Consider the following 13063-nt stretch of genomic DNA (forward strand, 5'->3'; position numbering starts at 1 on the left):
GGGTTGTGGAGAACCGCCTCACCCGTGGGGGTGAGGCGGGGTGTGGGGATCTCAGCTGCCGGGGAGTTCGAGGTCGCTCTTGTTGAGCTCCTCGATGTTCACGTCCTTGAAGGTGAGGACGCGGACCTGCTTGACGAACCTGGCCGGTCTGTACATGTCCCAGACCCAGGCGTCGGCCATGCTGACTTCGAAGAAGACCTCGCCCTGGACCGAGTGCACCTGCATCTCGTAGTCGTTGGTGAGGTAGAAGCGCCGCTCGGTCTCGATCACGTATTTGAACAGCCCGACGACATCGCGGTACTCCCGGTAGAGCTTCAGCTCCATCTCGGTCTCGTACTTCTCGAGGTCCTCGGCGCTCATGGCATGTTCCCCTTCAGCCGTGCGTCCCCCTATTGTGCGCCAGGCGGACGCGCCCCTAAACGATTTCCGGGGCGAGAACCACCGGAGCACTCGGAGGTCCCTCGTCGAGCAGTGTGCGGAGCAGCTCGGCGAGTCTGGTCGGGTACACCGTCTCATGGGCCGCCGACAGTTCGGCGGAGGTCCACCATCTCAGGCCCGCGAGGCTGCGGTTCTCCAGCTCGGTGAGGGCCTTGGGCCTGGGTGCGGCCTCGGTCTTGCGGGTGCGGGCGAGGTAGTACCACTCGTCCTGGTCCCAGCGGCGCCCGTCGAAGGGGAAGGAGCAGTACCGCGTCCAGAGGACGGGTCCGAGGTCGACGTCGGTGATGCCGGTCTCCTCGGCGAGCTCGCGCAGCGCCGCCTCCTGCCGGCTCTCGTCGCCTTCCAGGCCGCCGCCGGGGGTGAACCACCAGGTCTGGTCCGGGTCGTCGGGCTCGTAGCCGTGCATGAGGAGGACGCGGTCGTCGGCGTCGAGCAGTACGACCCGTGCGACGCGCCGCCGCTCGGGCGACGCGTCGGCCTTCGGTTCCGTAGGCGGTGCGTCGGCCTTGGGATCCGTAGGCCGTGCGTCGGCCTTCGGAGCCGTAAGCCGTGCGTCGGCCTTGGGATCCCTAGTCCGCGCGTCGGCCTTCGGATCCGTACCGGTCGCGAAGCGCTCCTCGGGGTCCGTCATGCGTCCACCTTCTCCCGGGTACCGGGGGCGGTGCCCGACGGCCGACGCTTCGCGGTCCGGCGGGCCACCGGTCCGTACGCGCCTCCGGCCAGGACCAGTACGGCTCCGGCCGCGATCGCGATGAGGAGGGGGCGTACGGGTCCGGGCTCGGAGATGCCGCCCGGAAGTCCCGCGAAGCCCGTCGGCCGCTCCAGGAGGCCCTTGGCGGGCCAGACGATGGCGTCGACCCTGCCGACGACGTTGGAGCGGGGTACGGAGCCCTGTCCGGCGTCCTCGATGTGCGTACGGGAGTCGAGCGAGGTGAACCGGTCGTCGCCGAGGAGGAAGAGGTTGTCTGCCGGGACGGTGACGGAGAACTCCGTACGGGAGGCGACGGTCCGGCCCTCCGGTCCCGGGCTCAGGTAGGGCTCCTCGACGGGCTTGCCGTTGATGGTGAGGCGTCCGTCGCCGTCGCAGCAGGCGACGGTGTCGCCGCCGACGGCCGCGACCCGCTTGACCATGGGCGAGCCGCCCCAGAGCGGGTCGGTGAAGACGACGACGTCTCCGCGCCGCACCTCGTCACCGTCGACGCGCTGGGCGAGGATCTTGGATCCGACGTCGATGGTGGGGGTCATGGAGTCGGTGGGGACGGAGTACGGCTGGTAGAGCAGGGCTCCCCAGACGAAGCCGCCGAGGAAGAGCACACAGCCGACGGCCACGGCCAGCCCCGACAGCGTGCTGCCGAGGCGGCCGTGGCCGCCCTTGGTCCGTATGTTTCCGCTCATGTCGGGCACCCCGCAGGTCTGTCGGCGGACCGCTGGTCTGTCGACGGCCCGGGACGGCACCCTACCCGCGGGTCGCTACTCGGCGGTATGCCGTGCGGCGACCTTCTTCCGGCGCCACAGGACCAGCGGGAGCGCTCCGGCGAGGCCGGCCGCGCCGAGCGGGGCGGCGGCCATGGCCTGGTTGAGGGCGGGCTGGTCGAAGATGTCGGGCACGGGGAGGGTGGCCCAGCGGGTGACGGGCCAGGCGATCACGACCGCGCGGCCGACGACCTCGTCGTTGGAGACGGTGCCGCCACCGGGGAGCTGCTGGTGGAAGCGGGAGTCCAGGGAGTTCTGCCGGTTGTCGCCCATGACCCAGATGCGGTTGTCGGGGACCTTGATCGGGCCGAAGGAGTCCTGGCAGGGGACGGAGCCGGGGGCGAGGTACGAGGTCTCGTCCAGGGCGACGCCGTTGAGGATGACCTTGCCGCCCTCCTTGCAGGACACGGTGTCGCCGCCGACGGCGATGACACGCTTGATGAGGTCCTTCTCCTCGGCGGACGGCATGAGGCCGATGAAGCTGAGGAACTTCTGGACGACGTTGGGCGTGGGTGTGGTCTGGCCTTCGAGCCAGCCGCCCGGGTCGTGGAAGACGACGACTTCGCCGCGCTCGGGCTCGGAGCCGAACCAGGGGGTCAGCTTGTCGACGAGAACCCGGTCTCCTCGCTGGAGGGTGTTCATCATCGATTCCGAGGGAATCGAGAACGCCTGCACCAGGAAGGTCTTGATCAGCAGGGCGAGTACGAGCGCGATGCCGACGAGGAGGGGCAGTTCCTTCCAGAAGGAGCGCGGTTTCTTGGGGCCCCGGCCGGAGCCGCCCGCCGCGTCGTCGTCCCCGTCGTCCGGCGTACCGCCGCCCGGCGGCTGCGTCTGCCCGTCACCCGTCACGTCGTCACCCGTCGCATCATCGCCGAAGGCCCCGCCGGCCCTCTTGTCGGGCTCATCGTGTCCGGATCGTGCGCCGACGGCCAAATCCCCCACATCCACTCCTCAGTCCGTGCGATCGCCTGCCCCGGAACAGGGACAGGCCCACCACTCCCATAACGAGCAGAAGTTCCGCAGGGGTCGGGAGCCCGGGGAATCCGTTCAGATTCCGCTGGGACACACTATGCGACAGACCGAGCGCGGAGTCGGAACTCGTACTGGCGTCCGGCACGGCGGCGAAGGTCTCCCGTTCCTCCAGGCCCCGCCAGTGTCCGACGGGCCAGGCGATCACCACGGCCCGCCCCACGACCTGCTCCTCCGAGACGGTTCCGTGGTCCTTCTCGTCGAGGTGGAAGCGGGAGTCGGCCGAGTCGGAGCGGTGGTCGCCGAGGACGAAGATCCGGCCCTGCGGGACCTTCACCTCGAAGGGGATGGTGGACGGCTGGTTCCCCGGGTGCAGGTACGGCTCGTTCAGGGGTACGCCGTTGACGGTGATCCGCCCGTCCTTGCCGCAGCAGCGGACGGTGTCGCCCCCGACGGCGACGACCCGCTTGATGAGGTCGCGGTCGTCGGCGGAGGGCAGCAGGCCGATGAAGGTGAGGAACTGCTTGGCCTGCTTGATGCCGACGGGGTCGTCGTCGGCCGGCGCGGCCTCCTGCTGGAGCCAGTTGCCGGGGTCCTTGAAGACGACGACGTCGCCGCGCTGCGGCCGGGAGCCGAACCAGGGCGTCAGCTTGTCGACGAGGACCCGGTCGGAGATGCGGATCGTCTGTTCCATGGAGCCGGACGGGATCACGAACGCCTGGACCAGGAAGGTCTTCAGTACGAGCGCGATGAGGACGGCCACCGTGACCAGGATGGGGATCTCCCGGATCGCGGAGCGCTGCCTGCGCCGTTTGACCTTGCGGGCGAGCCTGCGCCGCTCGGCCCGGCCGGGCAGCGGTGCGGCCTCGCCGGGTCCCTGGTCGGAGGCGCGTCCGGTGCCGCCGGGCGGCCGTCCCCGGCTACCCATGGGGCCCCGCCCCGTGTCCGGCGGCCGGCGCGGCCGGTACGGCGTCGAAGGCGTCGGTCTCCTGGACCGTGGACCAGCGGCCGAAGGGCCAGACGATCCAGTCGGCGCGTCCGACGACCTTGTCGACGGGGACCATGCCGCCGCCGGGGCTGCCGAGGTGGTCGCGGGAGTCGCTGGACTGGCTGCGGTGGTCGCCCATGACCCAGAGCTTGTCCTGCGGTACGACGATGTCGAAGGGCACGCCGGAGGGCTGGTCGCCGGGCATCAGGTACCGCTCCTGGACGGAGGCGCCGTTGACGGTGAGCCGGCCGTCCTTGTCGCAGCAGACCACCCGGTCGCCGCCGATGCCGACGACCCGCTTCACGAAGTCGGTCTCGTCGGGTTCGGCCAGCCCGAGGGCGGCCGCGCCGTCGTGCAGGAGCCCGGTGACGGGGTTGTCCTTCGGCTGTTCCCGTACGAAGGATCCGGTGCCGTCGAAGACGACGACGTCGCCCCGGCCCGGCTCGCTGCCGAAACGGTACGCCAGCTTGTCGACCAGGATCCGGTCGCCGACCTGCAGGGTCGGTTCCATGGAGCCGCTGGGGATCAGGAAGGGCTGCATGACGAAGTGACTCAGGAGCAGCATGAACGCCACGCAGGCGCCGCCCACGAGGGCCGTGCGTCGCCAGGAGGGCGCCCTGCTCACGTCCGCGGGCGAATCGCTCTCACCCACGGGCGAATCGCTCTCGCCCTCGGGTGAACCGCTGTCACCCTCGGGCGTGCTCCTCGCGGCCTCGGGGGCGCTCCCCGTACTCCTCGCGTCCTCGGAAACGCGCGCGGAGCGCGACCCGTCCTCCTTGTCGGAAGAGGGGTCGCGCTCCGTGTGCTGTGCTTCGGTGTCCATCGGTGGCAGAGCCTATCCGGACTGCCTGTGCGAGGGCTCGGAAGCGTGGAGCGTGCCGGGAGCCGAAGCTCAGCGGTCGCGCTTCTCCTTGATCTTGGCGGCCTTGCCGCGCAGCTCACGCAGGTAGTAGAGCTTGGCGCGACGGACGTCACCGCGGGTCACGAGCTCGATCTTCTCGAAGATCGGGCTGTTCACCGGGAAGGTGCGCTCGACGCCGACGGAGAACGAGACCTTGCGGACCGTGAAGGTCTCGCTGACGCCCGAACCCTGGCGGCGGATGACGACGCCCTTGAACTGCTGGATACGCGAGCGGCTGCCTTCGATGACGCGCACGTGGACGTTCACGGTGTCGCCGGGGCGGAAGGCGGGGAGGTCCGAGCGGAGCGAACCCGCGTTGACCTGGTCGAGCAGGGAGGCCATGGAGGTCTCTTTCCTCGCTGATGCCACAGGTCATCAGCGGTGCGTTCGAAGATGATGTTTCGGAGCGTCGTCCGCTTCCGGCGGCATCGTTCCCCCTGTGGCAGGGGCGTGCGCCGGACGGACGACAGCGGCCTATTCTTCCACGCCGTGGACCCTGCGCCAAAATCGGCCGCCGGGCTCGGGCGCCCACCCCATCATGGAGAGGACCTCGCGGTCCTTCTTGTCGAAGGCGGCCGGGTCGCAGCGTTCGATGAGATCCGGCCGGTTGGCGGCGGTGCGCCGGAAGGCCTCGTCGCGTCGCCAGCGGGCGATCTTGCCGTGGTGCCCGCTGAGGAGGACGTCGGGGATGCCCCGGCCGCGCCACTCGGGGGGCTTGGTGTAGACGGGGCCTTCCAGGAGGTTGGCCATGGCGCCGGGGGCGAAGGAGTCGTCCCGGTGGGACTCGGCGTTGCCGAGGACGCCGGGCAGGAGGCGGGCGACGGCCTCGGTGACGACGAGGACGGCGGCCTCGCCGCCGGCCAGGACGTAGTCGCCGATGGAGACCTCGTAGACGGGCATCCGGGTCGCGTACTCGTCCATGACGCGGCGGTCGATGCCCTCGTAGCGGGCCGGGGTGAAGATCAGCCAGGGCCGCTCGGACAGCTCGACGGCCAGCTCCTGGGTGAAGGGGCGGCCGCTGGGAGTGGGGACGACGAGGACGGGGCCGTGGGCGCCGCCCTCGTAGCCGTCGGCGAGCGTCTGGTCGAGCGCGTCGCCCCAGGGGTCGGTCTTCATGACCATGCCGGGGCCGCCGCCGTACGGGGTGTCGTCGACCGTGTTGTGCCGGTCGTACGTCCAGTCCCGCAGGTCGTGGACGTGGACGTCGAGCTGTCCGCGGGCGCGGGCCTTGCCGACGAGGGAGACGTTCAGCGGTTCGAGGTACTCGGGGAAGATCGTGACGACGTCGAGCCTCATGCCTTCGCCTCGCCAGGCTCCTCGGCGGGCTCCTCGGCGGACTCTTCGCCGGACTCATCGCGGGAGGAGACGATCTCGGCGCGGTCGTCGATCAGGCCGGGCGGCGGGTCGATGACGGCCCGCTGCTCCTCCAGGTCGATCTCGGTGACGATCGACTCGACGAACGGGATCATCAGCTCGGTGCCGTCGGGACGCTCGACGATGAAGAGGTCCTGGGACGGCAGGTGGGAGATCTCGGTGATGCGGCCGATCTCGGTGCCGTCGGCGAGGACCACGTCCAGGTCCATGAGCTGGTGGTCGTAGTACTCGTCCTCCTCCTCGGGCATCTCCGTGGGGTCGACCTCGGAGATGAGGAGGATGTTGCGCAGGGCCTCGGCGCCGGTGCGGTCGCGGACGCCCTCGAAGCGCAGCAACAGCCGGCCGCTGTGCACCCGGCCGGTCTCGATGGTCAGCGGCCCGGCGGAGGCCGGGTCGGTGAGCAGTACGGCACCGGGGCCGAGCCTGAGTTCGGGCTCGTCCGTGCGCACCTCGACGGTGACCTCGCCCTTGATCCCGTGGGCGCGGCCGATCCGCGCGACTACCAACTGCACTGCTCCACACTCTCCTGTCACACGCTCGTACGACGCAAACGACAACGGGCCGGGGTGGGCTCGTAAGCCCTCCCCGGCCCGTGCCGGCACAACTAAGGTGATGCTGCCGGCCTGCTCAGCGGACCTGGTCCACGTCGACGAGGTCGACCCGGATGCCACGGCCGCCGATGGCGCCCACGACGGTTCGCAGCGCACGCGCGGTGCGGCCGTTGCGGCCGATCACCTTGCCGAGGTCGTCGGGGTGGACCCGGACCTCCAGCACGCGGCCACGGCGCAGGGTGCGCGAGGCGACCTGCACGTCGTCGGGGTTGTCGACGATGCCCTTCACGAGGTGCTCGAGAGCCTCCTCGAGCATGATCAGGCCTCGGTCGACTCGGTGGACGCGGCCTCGGCCTCGTCCGCCTTCTTGTCGGCCTTCTTGGCCTTCGGGGTGATGGCCTCACCCTTGGCCTCGTCGCCCTCGAGGGCCTTCGCGAACTCGTCGAACGAGGCGCGCTTGGCTTCCTTCGTCGCCGGGACGAGCAGGGCCTTCTCGGGGGCCGGGAGGCCCTTGGCCTTCTGCCAGTCGCCGGTGAGCTTCAGGATGGCGAGAACCGGCTCGGTCGGCTGGGCGCCGACGGACAGCCAGTACTGCGCACGCTCGGAGTCGACCTCGATACGCGACGGGTTGTACGTCGGGTGGTAGAGGCCGATCTCCTCGATCGCGCGACCGTCCCGACGGGTGCGGGAGTCGGCGACGACGATGCGGTAGTGGGGCTGGCGGATCTTGCCGAGGCGCTTGAGCTTGATCTTGACTGCCACTGGAGTGGTGTCTCCTGGTCTTGACGTGGTTGGGCACTTTGAGATGCCACGTGGGGTTGCGGTACTCGGATGCCCGATGGACGCGTCAGCCGGAGGAGAGAGGGGTCCTGTGCGACTGTCGAGTACAGCTAGCCATTGTGCCACACACCGCGAGGTCAGCTCGCGGCGCCCACGGTCTCCGGGATGCGGAAGGGTTTGCCGCAGCCGCCGCAGACGATCGGGGCCTGGGCGAGGACCGATGGCACCACGCGTACGTTGCGTCCGCAGTCGCAGACGGCCTTGACGCGGACGCCGCCGCCCGAGGAGCCGTGCCGGGCGGCCGGTCCGCGGAAGGAGCGCTTGGTGTCGGCCGCGGTCGCGACCGTGTGGGCCTTGAGGGCGCGCTGGAGGCGCTCGATGGTGGGGCGGTAGCGCCGCCGCGCCTCGGGGTTGAGCGTGACCAGGGAGAAGCCGCTGCTGGCGTGTGGCTCCTCGGGGTGGTCGAGGCCCATCTCCTCGGCGATCGCGAGGAATCTGCGGTTGTGGTAGCGGCCGGCTCGCGAGGTGTCGCGGACACCCCGGGCGGCGGCGATGCCGTGGACTGCCTCGTGGAGCAGTCGTTCGAAGGAGAGCTCGGCGCCGCAGGCGGACGAGGACTCTCCGATCAGGGACTCGGGCGCGGCAAGATCGGGCAGCTCGGGGTGGTGCCGCTGAATGTCGGCCCACGCCTGTGCCAGCTCTGCGGCGAGAACAGGTGGTGTCGTGCTCACGTCGCGTACAACGAGCCGAAGTGCCCCCGGGTTCCATTCCGGGGCATCCCAAATATTTTGCACGTACCCGTCAGTTGCTGTTGATGTGTCGTGACGAGGGCCCAGTGCGCCGATCTGCGGAGAAGTCACGCAGGGGACGTCAAGCTGGTGCGTAGTGGCGCATACGCCCCGGCGCGTATGCGTCGTGCGCGCGCCTCTGGGGGAAAGGCTCCCCGTTCGGACCGGGAAGTGTTGCAGGGACATTACCGGGTCGGCGCGCGCGCCGGCCCACCCGCCCCTCCCCCGGCCGAATCGGTGCGGTGCGAGCACTGGACGCGGCCCGGGATGCGCAGTTCCCTGACTACGGGGGGTCGTCGTCCGAGCACGGATTGGGGCACTTTTCCATGACACCTACGCTCGTCCCGCACCACCCCGCGCGTGACTGGGCCGAGATCCAGGAACGGATGCTCGTCCCGCTCTACGAGGCGGTGTACGACCGCCTCTGTGTGGGCACCGGGACCCGGGTTCTGGGCCTCCGCTGCGGCTCCGGCCTGGCGCTTCTCATGGCGGCGGCGCGGGGCGCCCGGGTGGCAGGCGTGGACCGGGACCACGCGCGCGTGGAGCTGGCCAGGGAGCGGCTCCCCGAGGGCGTGCCGGTCACGGAGGAGCCCGCGGAGGGTGCCTCGTACGACGTGATCACGGCCTTCCACACGACGGACGCGCTGCTCCCGGAGCTGGCGGCGCTCACTCGTACGGCCCAATCGGGGACGACGGTCGTGCTCGCCGGCTGGGGGCCGCCGGAGCGGTGTGCCACGGAGCCGGTGCTGCGGGTCGCGGAGCGGCTCGCGGACCGTCGGCCGGGCCTGCGGACGGATCTGGACGGGCTGGTGGCGGGGGCGGGGCTGCGGCCGGCCGGTTCGGGGCGGGTGGCCTGCCCCTTCGGGTACGCGAACGAGGGCAGCGCGGTGCGGGGGCTGCTGTCGACGGGCGCGTTCGACGAGGCCGTACGGGCGACGGAGCTCTCCCAGGTGGAGAAGGAGATCGAGGAGGCGCTCGCCCCGCATGTGCGCGCGGACGGCACGGTGTGGATGCCGAACGTGTTCCGGTACGTGGTCGCCCTGGTGCCGTAGGGGCGGGGCCCATGTGTTCTGGTACGTGGTCGCCCGGGTGCCGTGGAGCGGAGCCCGGGAGGCCTGCGCCGGGTGGTGTCGTGGAAGTCCCGCCTGGGAGCGCTGCGCGTGGGCTCAGTCCTCCTTGGCCGCCCGCGTGACGCCCGCCGCGCGGTAGGCGGCCGCCTCTTCCAGGGTCTCGTTCTCCAGGAGCGCGGCGGCCAGTGCGTCCAGTTGGTCGCGGTGGTCGCGGAGCTGGCGTACGGCGCTGTCGTAGCACTCGTCGACGATGCGGCGCATCTCCGCGTCGACGGTGTCGAGGGTCGAGGGGGCCGCCGAGAGGCCGTACGCCTGCTGGGCGTCGCTCGGGATGGCGGTGAGGCGGCCGACGCGTTCGCTCATGCCCCAGCGTCCGGCCATGCCCCGGGCGATGTTGGTGACCTGTTCGAGGTCGCTCTCGGCGCCGGTGGTGATGACGCCGAAGACGACCTGTTCGGCGGCCATGCCGCCGAGGGCGCCGATGATCCGGCCGCGCAGGTAGTCCTCGGTGTAGGCGTACTTGTCGGAGTCGGGGGTGGAGAGGGTGACGCCGAGGGCGCGGCCGCGCGGCACGATGGTGATCTTGCGGACCGGGTCGGCGCCGGGCTGGAGCATGCCGAGGAGGGCGTGGCCGCTCTCGTGGTAGGCGGTGCGGCGGCGTTCCTCGGCGGGCATCACGAGCGGGCGTTCCGCGCCGAGCTGGACCTTCTCCAGGGCGTCGGACAGGTCGGACTGGGTGACGGCCTTCTGGTCGCGCTTGACCGCGAGGAGGGCGGCCTCGTTGGCGAGGTTGGCGAGTTCGGCGCCGGTCATGCCGGGGGTGGTGCGGGCCACGTGTTGGAGGTCGACGTCCTCGGCGAGCGGGATCTCGCGGGTGTGGATCTTGAGGATGGCTTCGCGGCCTCCTCGGTCGGGCGGGTTGACGTGCACGATCCGGTCGAAGCGGCCGGGGCGGGTGAGGGCGGGGTCGAGGACGTCGGCGCGGTTGGTGGCGGCGAGGACGATGACGCCTTCGGAGCCGGTGAAGCCGTCCATCTCGGTGAGGATCTGGTTGAGGGTCTGCTCGCGTTCGTCGTGGCCGCCCATGCCGGAGCCGCCGCCGCGGGCCCGGCCGATGGTGTCGATCTCGTCGATGAAGATGATCGCGGGGGCGACCTTGCGGGCCTCGGCGAACAGTTCGCGGACCCGGGAGGCGCCGACGCCCACGATCATCTCGATGAACTCGGACGCGGAGGCGGAGAAGAACGGCACGCCGGCCTCGCCGGCGACGGCGCGGGCGAGCAGGGTCTTTCCGGTGCCGGGCGGGCCGGCGAGGAGCACGCCGCGGGGCATCTTGGCGCCCATCTCGCGGTAGGCGGCGGGGTTCTTGAGGAAGTCGACGACGTCGTTGAGCTCGCCCTCGACCTCGTCGATGCCTGCGACGTCGGCGAAGGTGGTGCGTTGGGCGCCGGCCTCCAGCTCGACGGGTTTGGGCGGGGCCTTTCGGCCGAGCATGCCGCCGGCGCCGCCCATGCCGGAGCTCATCCGGCGGGCGATGAACACCCACAGGACGACGAGCAGGAGCATCGGCGCGAGCGAGATGAGGAGGTTGGAGAGGAAGCTGCGTTCCTGGACGACCGGTTCGGCGGTGACGGTGACGTTCTGCTTGGTGAGCTGCGCCCACAGGTCGTCGTCGGCGAAGGCGGGTCGCTGGGTGGTGAACTTGGTGTAGTCGCCGTCGCCGTCGGGGACGGGCTGCTTGTTCTTCAGCTGCCCCTGGATCGCGTCGCCCTTGGAGTAGATCTTGGTGACGTTTCCGGCGGCGACCTGCTTGTCGAACTCGGTGTAGGAGATCGTCGGTCCGTCGCCCTCGTTGAAGAACGACAGGGCGATGTTGGCCAGCAGGTACACGACGAGCGCGGTGAGGATGAGGCCGCCCCAGCCGCCCGGCATCCGCTTCTTCGGCGACGGGGGCGGCGGTGCCCCTTCCGAGCGCCAGGGCTGGTCGGTCCGGTCGCGCGGGGGTACGGGGTTGGCCACGTGGCTCTCCTCGGGGCGGCTGTGGCCCCAGTATCGAAGAGCGGGACGAACGCGGCATCGCGGGCGGTCCGGAGGTGTGAAAAGGAGCCCGGGGCGGTTTCGTACCGCCCCGGGCCCCTCAACGGCCGCCGGTCAGCCCCTGCGGGCTTCCGGTCAGCCCATGAACTTCTTGAACTCCTCCGGGAGCTCGAAGTCCTTCGGGGTCTGGCCCGGCGCCGGGAGGCCGAACGCGCCGCCCTGCTGTGCCTGGTCGCGGCGCTCGGCGGCGGCCTGCTCCTCGGCCTTCCGCTTCATCGGGTTGCCGCTCTTGCGCTTGCCCTTGGCCTGCTTGACCTGCTTCTTCTGGCGGCCGGGGCCGCCGCCCATGCCGGGCATGCCCGGCATGCCCGGGAGGCCGCCGCCCTGGGCCATGCGGGACATCATCTTGCGAGCCTCGAAGAACCGCTCGACGAGGCCCTTGACGGCGCTGACCTCGACGCCGGAGCCCTTGGCGATACGGGCGCGGCGCGAGCCGTTGATGATCGTCGGGTCGTGGCGCTCGCCCGGGGTCATCGACTTGATGATGGCGGCCGTGCGGTCGACATCCTTCTCGTCGATGTTGGCGATCTGCTCCTTCATCTGGCCCATGCCCGGGAGCATGCCGAGGAGCTTGGAGATGGAGCCCATCTTGCGGACCTGCTCCATCTGCGCCAGGAAGTCGTCGAGCGTGAACTCCTGGCCCTTCTTCGACGCGAGCTTCGAGGCCATCTTGGCGGCCTCTTCCTCGTCGAAGGTCTGCTGGGCCTTCTCGATGAGGGAGAGCATGTCGCCCATGCCGAGGATGCGGGACGCCATGCGGTCCGGGTGGAACGCGTCGAACTCGTCCAGCTTCTCGCCGTTGGAGGCGAACATGATCTGCTTGCCGGTGACGTGCGCGATGGAGAGCGCGGCACCACCGCGGGCGTCGCCGTCGAGCTTGGAGAGCACGACGCCGTCGAAGCCGACGCCGTCGCGGAAGGCCTCGGCGGTGTTGACCGCGTCCTGACCGATCATGGCGTCGACGACGAAGAGGACCTCGTCGGGGCTGACGGCGTCGCGGATGTCCGCGGCCTGCTGCATCAGCTCCTGGTCGATGCCGAGGCGGCCGGCGGTGTCGACGATGACGACGTCGTACATCTTGGTCCGCGCGAACTCGATGGAGTCCTTCGCGACCTGGACCGGGTCGCCGACGCCGTTGCCCGGCTGCGGGCCGTAGAAGGCCACGCCGGCGCGCTCGGCGACGACGCCGAGCTGGGTGACGGCGTTGGGGCGCTGGAGGTCGCAGGCGACGAGCAGCGGGGAGTGGCCCTGGCTCTTGAGCCAGAGGCCGAGCTTTCCGGCGAGGGTGGTCTTACCGGCACCCTGGAGACCGGCGAGCATGATCACGGTGGGGGCGGTCTTGGCGAACCGCAGGCGGCGGGTCTCGCCACCGAGGATGCCGATGAGCTCCTCGTTGACGATCTTGATGACCTGCTGGGCCGGGTTCAGGGCCTGCGAGACCTCGATGCCGAGGGCGCGCTCCTTGACCTGCTTGATGAAGGACCGGACGACCGGCAGGGCGACATCCGCTTCGAGCAGCGCGATACGGATTTCGCGCGCGGTGGCGTCGATGTCCGCCTCGGACAGACGGCCCTTGCCGCGGAGGTTCTTGAAGGTCGCTGCAAGGCGGTCGGAGAGGGTATCGAACACGGCGG

The 13063-nt window shown here is 70.4% G+C and carries 15 protein-coding genes; 1 reads left to right on the forward strand and 14 read right to left on the reverse strand.

The genetic code is table 11. The annotated features are described in order from the left end of the window. Positions 1-51: 51 nt before the first annotated feature. The 12 genes from OG259_RS12310 to OG259_RS12365 all read right to left on the reverse strand — a co-directional run bounded on the left by OG259_RS12310 (position 52) and on the right by OG259_RS12365 (position 8205). Positions 52-360: a DUF2469 domain-containing protein gene (locus OG259_RS12310; RefSeq protein ID WP_005311352.1), complete on the reverse strand. Its 309-nt coding sequence runs from the start codon at positions 358-360 to the stop codon at positions 52-54. A 55-nt stretch (positions 361-415) separates the two neighbouring features. Continuing rightward, a complete protein-coding gene (locus OG259_RS12315) occupies positions 416-1069 on the reverse strand; it encodes an NUDIX hydrolase (RefSeq protein WP_328942318.1) in 654 nt (217 codons plus the stop codon). After that, positions 1066-1833, reverse strand: a complete 768-nt coding sequence (gene lepB, locus OG259_RS12320) for a signal peptidase I (protein ID WP_328942319.1) — start codon at positions 1831-1833, stop codon at positions 1066-1068. The genes OG259_RS12315 and lepB (OG259_RS12320) overlap by 4 nt, the downstream gene beginning before the upstream one ends. Positions 1834-1908: 75 nt before the next feature. After that, a complete protein-coding gene (lepB, locus tag OG259_RS12325) occupies positions 1909-2844 on the reverse strand; it encodes a signal peptidase I (protein WP_328947068.1) in 936 nt (311 codons plus the stop codon). Beyond that, a complete protein-coding gene (gene lepB, locus OG259_RS12330; protein ID WP_328942320.1) occupies positions 2813-3808 on the reverse strand; it encodes a signal peptidase I in 996 nt (331 codons plus the stop codon). Before lepB (OG259_RS12330) ends, lepB (OG259_RS12325) begins: the two co-directional genes overlap by 32 nt. Then, the gene (lepB, locus tag OG259_RS12335; protein WP_328942321.1) at positions 3801-4691 is read right to left on the reverse strand and encodes a signal peptidase I; all 891 of its coding nucleotides are present in this window, start codon (positions 4689-4691) and stop codon (positions 3801-3803) included. Before lepB (OG259_RS12335) ends, lepB (OG259_RS12330) begins: the two co-directional genes overlap by 8 nt. A 69-nt stretch (positions 4692-4760) precedes the next feature. Then, positions 4761-5111 carry a 50S ribosomal protein L19 gene (rplS, locus tag OG259_RS12340; RefSeq protein ID WP_053644504.1) on the reverse strand — a complete coding sequence of 117 codons (351 nt, stop codon included), beginning with the start codon at positions 5109-5111 and terminating at the stop codon, positions 4761-4763. 132 nt (positions 5112-5243) lie between these two features. Further along, the gene (gene trmD, locus OG259_RS12345; RefSeq protein WP_328942322.1) at positions 5244-6065 is read right to left on the reverse strand and encodes a tRNA (guanosine(37)-N1)-methyltransferase TrmD; all 822 of its coding nucleotides are present in this window, start codon (positions 6063-6065) and stop codon (positions 5244-5246) included. After that, on the reverse strand, positions 6062-6655 hold the full coding sequence (rimM, locus tag OG259_RS12350; RefSeq protein ID WP_328942323.1) for a ribosome maturation factor RimM: 594 nt from the start codon (positions 6653-6655) through the stop codon (positions 6062-6064). Before rimM ends, trmD begins: the two co-directional genes overlap by 4 nt. A 115-nt stretch (positions 6656-6770) precedes the next feature. Beyond that, a complete protein-coding gene (locus OG259_RS12355; protein ID WP_003980229.1) occupies positions 6771-7010 on the reverse strand; it encodes an RNA-binding protein in 240 nt (79 codons plus the stop codon). A 2-nt stretch (positions 7011-7012) separates the two neighbouring features. After that, complete coding sequence (gene rpsP / locus OG259_RS12360) at positions 7013-7456, reverse strand: 30S ribosomal protein S16 (protein ID WP_187623038.1); 444 nt, start codon at positions 7454-7456, stop codon at positions 7013-7015. Between the two features lie 155 nt (positions 7457-7611). Continuing rightward, on the reverse strand, positions 7612-8205 hold the full coding sequence (locus OG259_RS12365; protein ID WP_024755886.1) for a hypothetical protein: 594 nt from the start codon (positions 8203-8205) through the stop codon (positions 7612-7614). 383 nt (positions 8206-8588) lie between these two features. Here OG259_RS12365 and OG259_RS12370 point away from each other — a divergent pair, with 383 nt between their 5' ends. Beyond that, entirely contained in the window at positions 8589-9314 is a 726-nt protein-coding gene (locus OG259_RS12370; protein WP_328942324.1) for a class I SAM-dependent methyltransferase, read from the forward strand. Positions 9315-9428: 114 nt separating this feature from the next. Here the strand turns inward: OG259_RS12370 and ftsH are convergent, their stop codons facing one another. Further along, positions 9429-11351 carry an ATP-dependent zinc metalloprotease FtsH gene (ftsH, locus tag OG259_RS12375; protein WP_328942325.1) on the reverse strand — a complete coding sequence of 641 codons (1923 nt, stop codon included), beginning with the start codon at positions 11349-11351 and terminating at the stop codon, positions 9429-9431. 153 nt (positions 11352-11504) lie between these two features. After that, on the reverse strand, positions 11505-13058 hold the full coding sequence (ffh, locus tag OG259_RS12380; protein ID WP_328942326.1) for a signal recognition particle protein: 1554 nt from the start codon (positions 13056-13058) through the stop codon (positions 11505-11507). Between the last annotated feature and the right edge of the window lie 5 nt (positions 13059-13063).

Origin of the sequence: Streptomyces sp. NBC_00250, from assembly GCF_036192275.1 — a bacterium.
Taxonomy (GTDB): Bacteria; Actinomycetota; Actinomycetes; order Streptomycetales; family Streptomycetaceae; genus Streptomyces.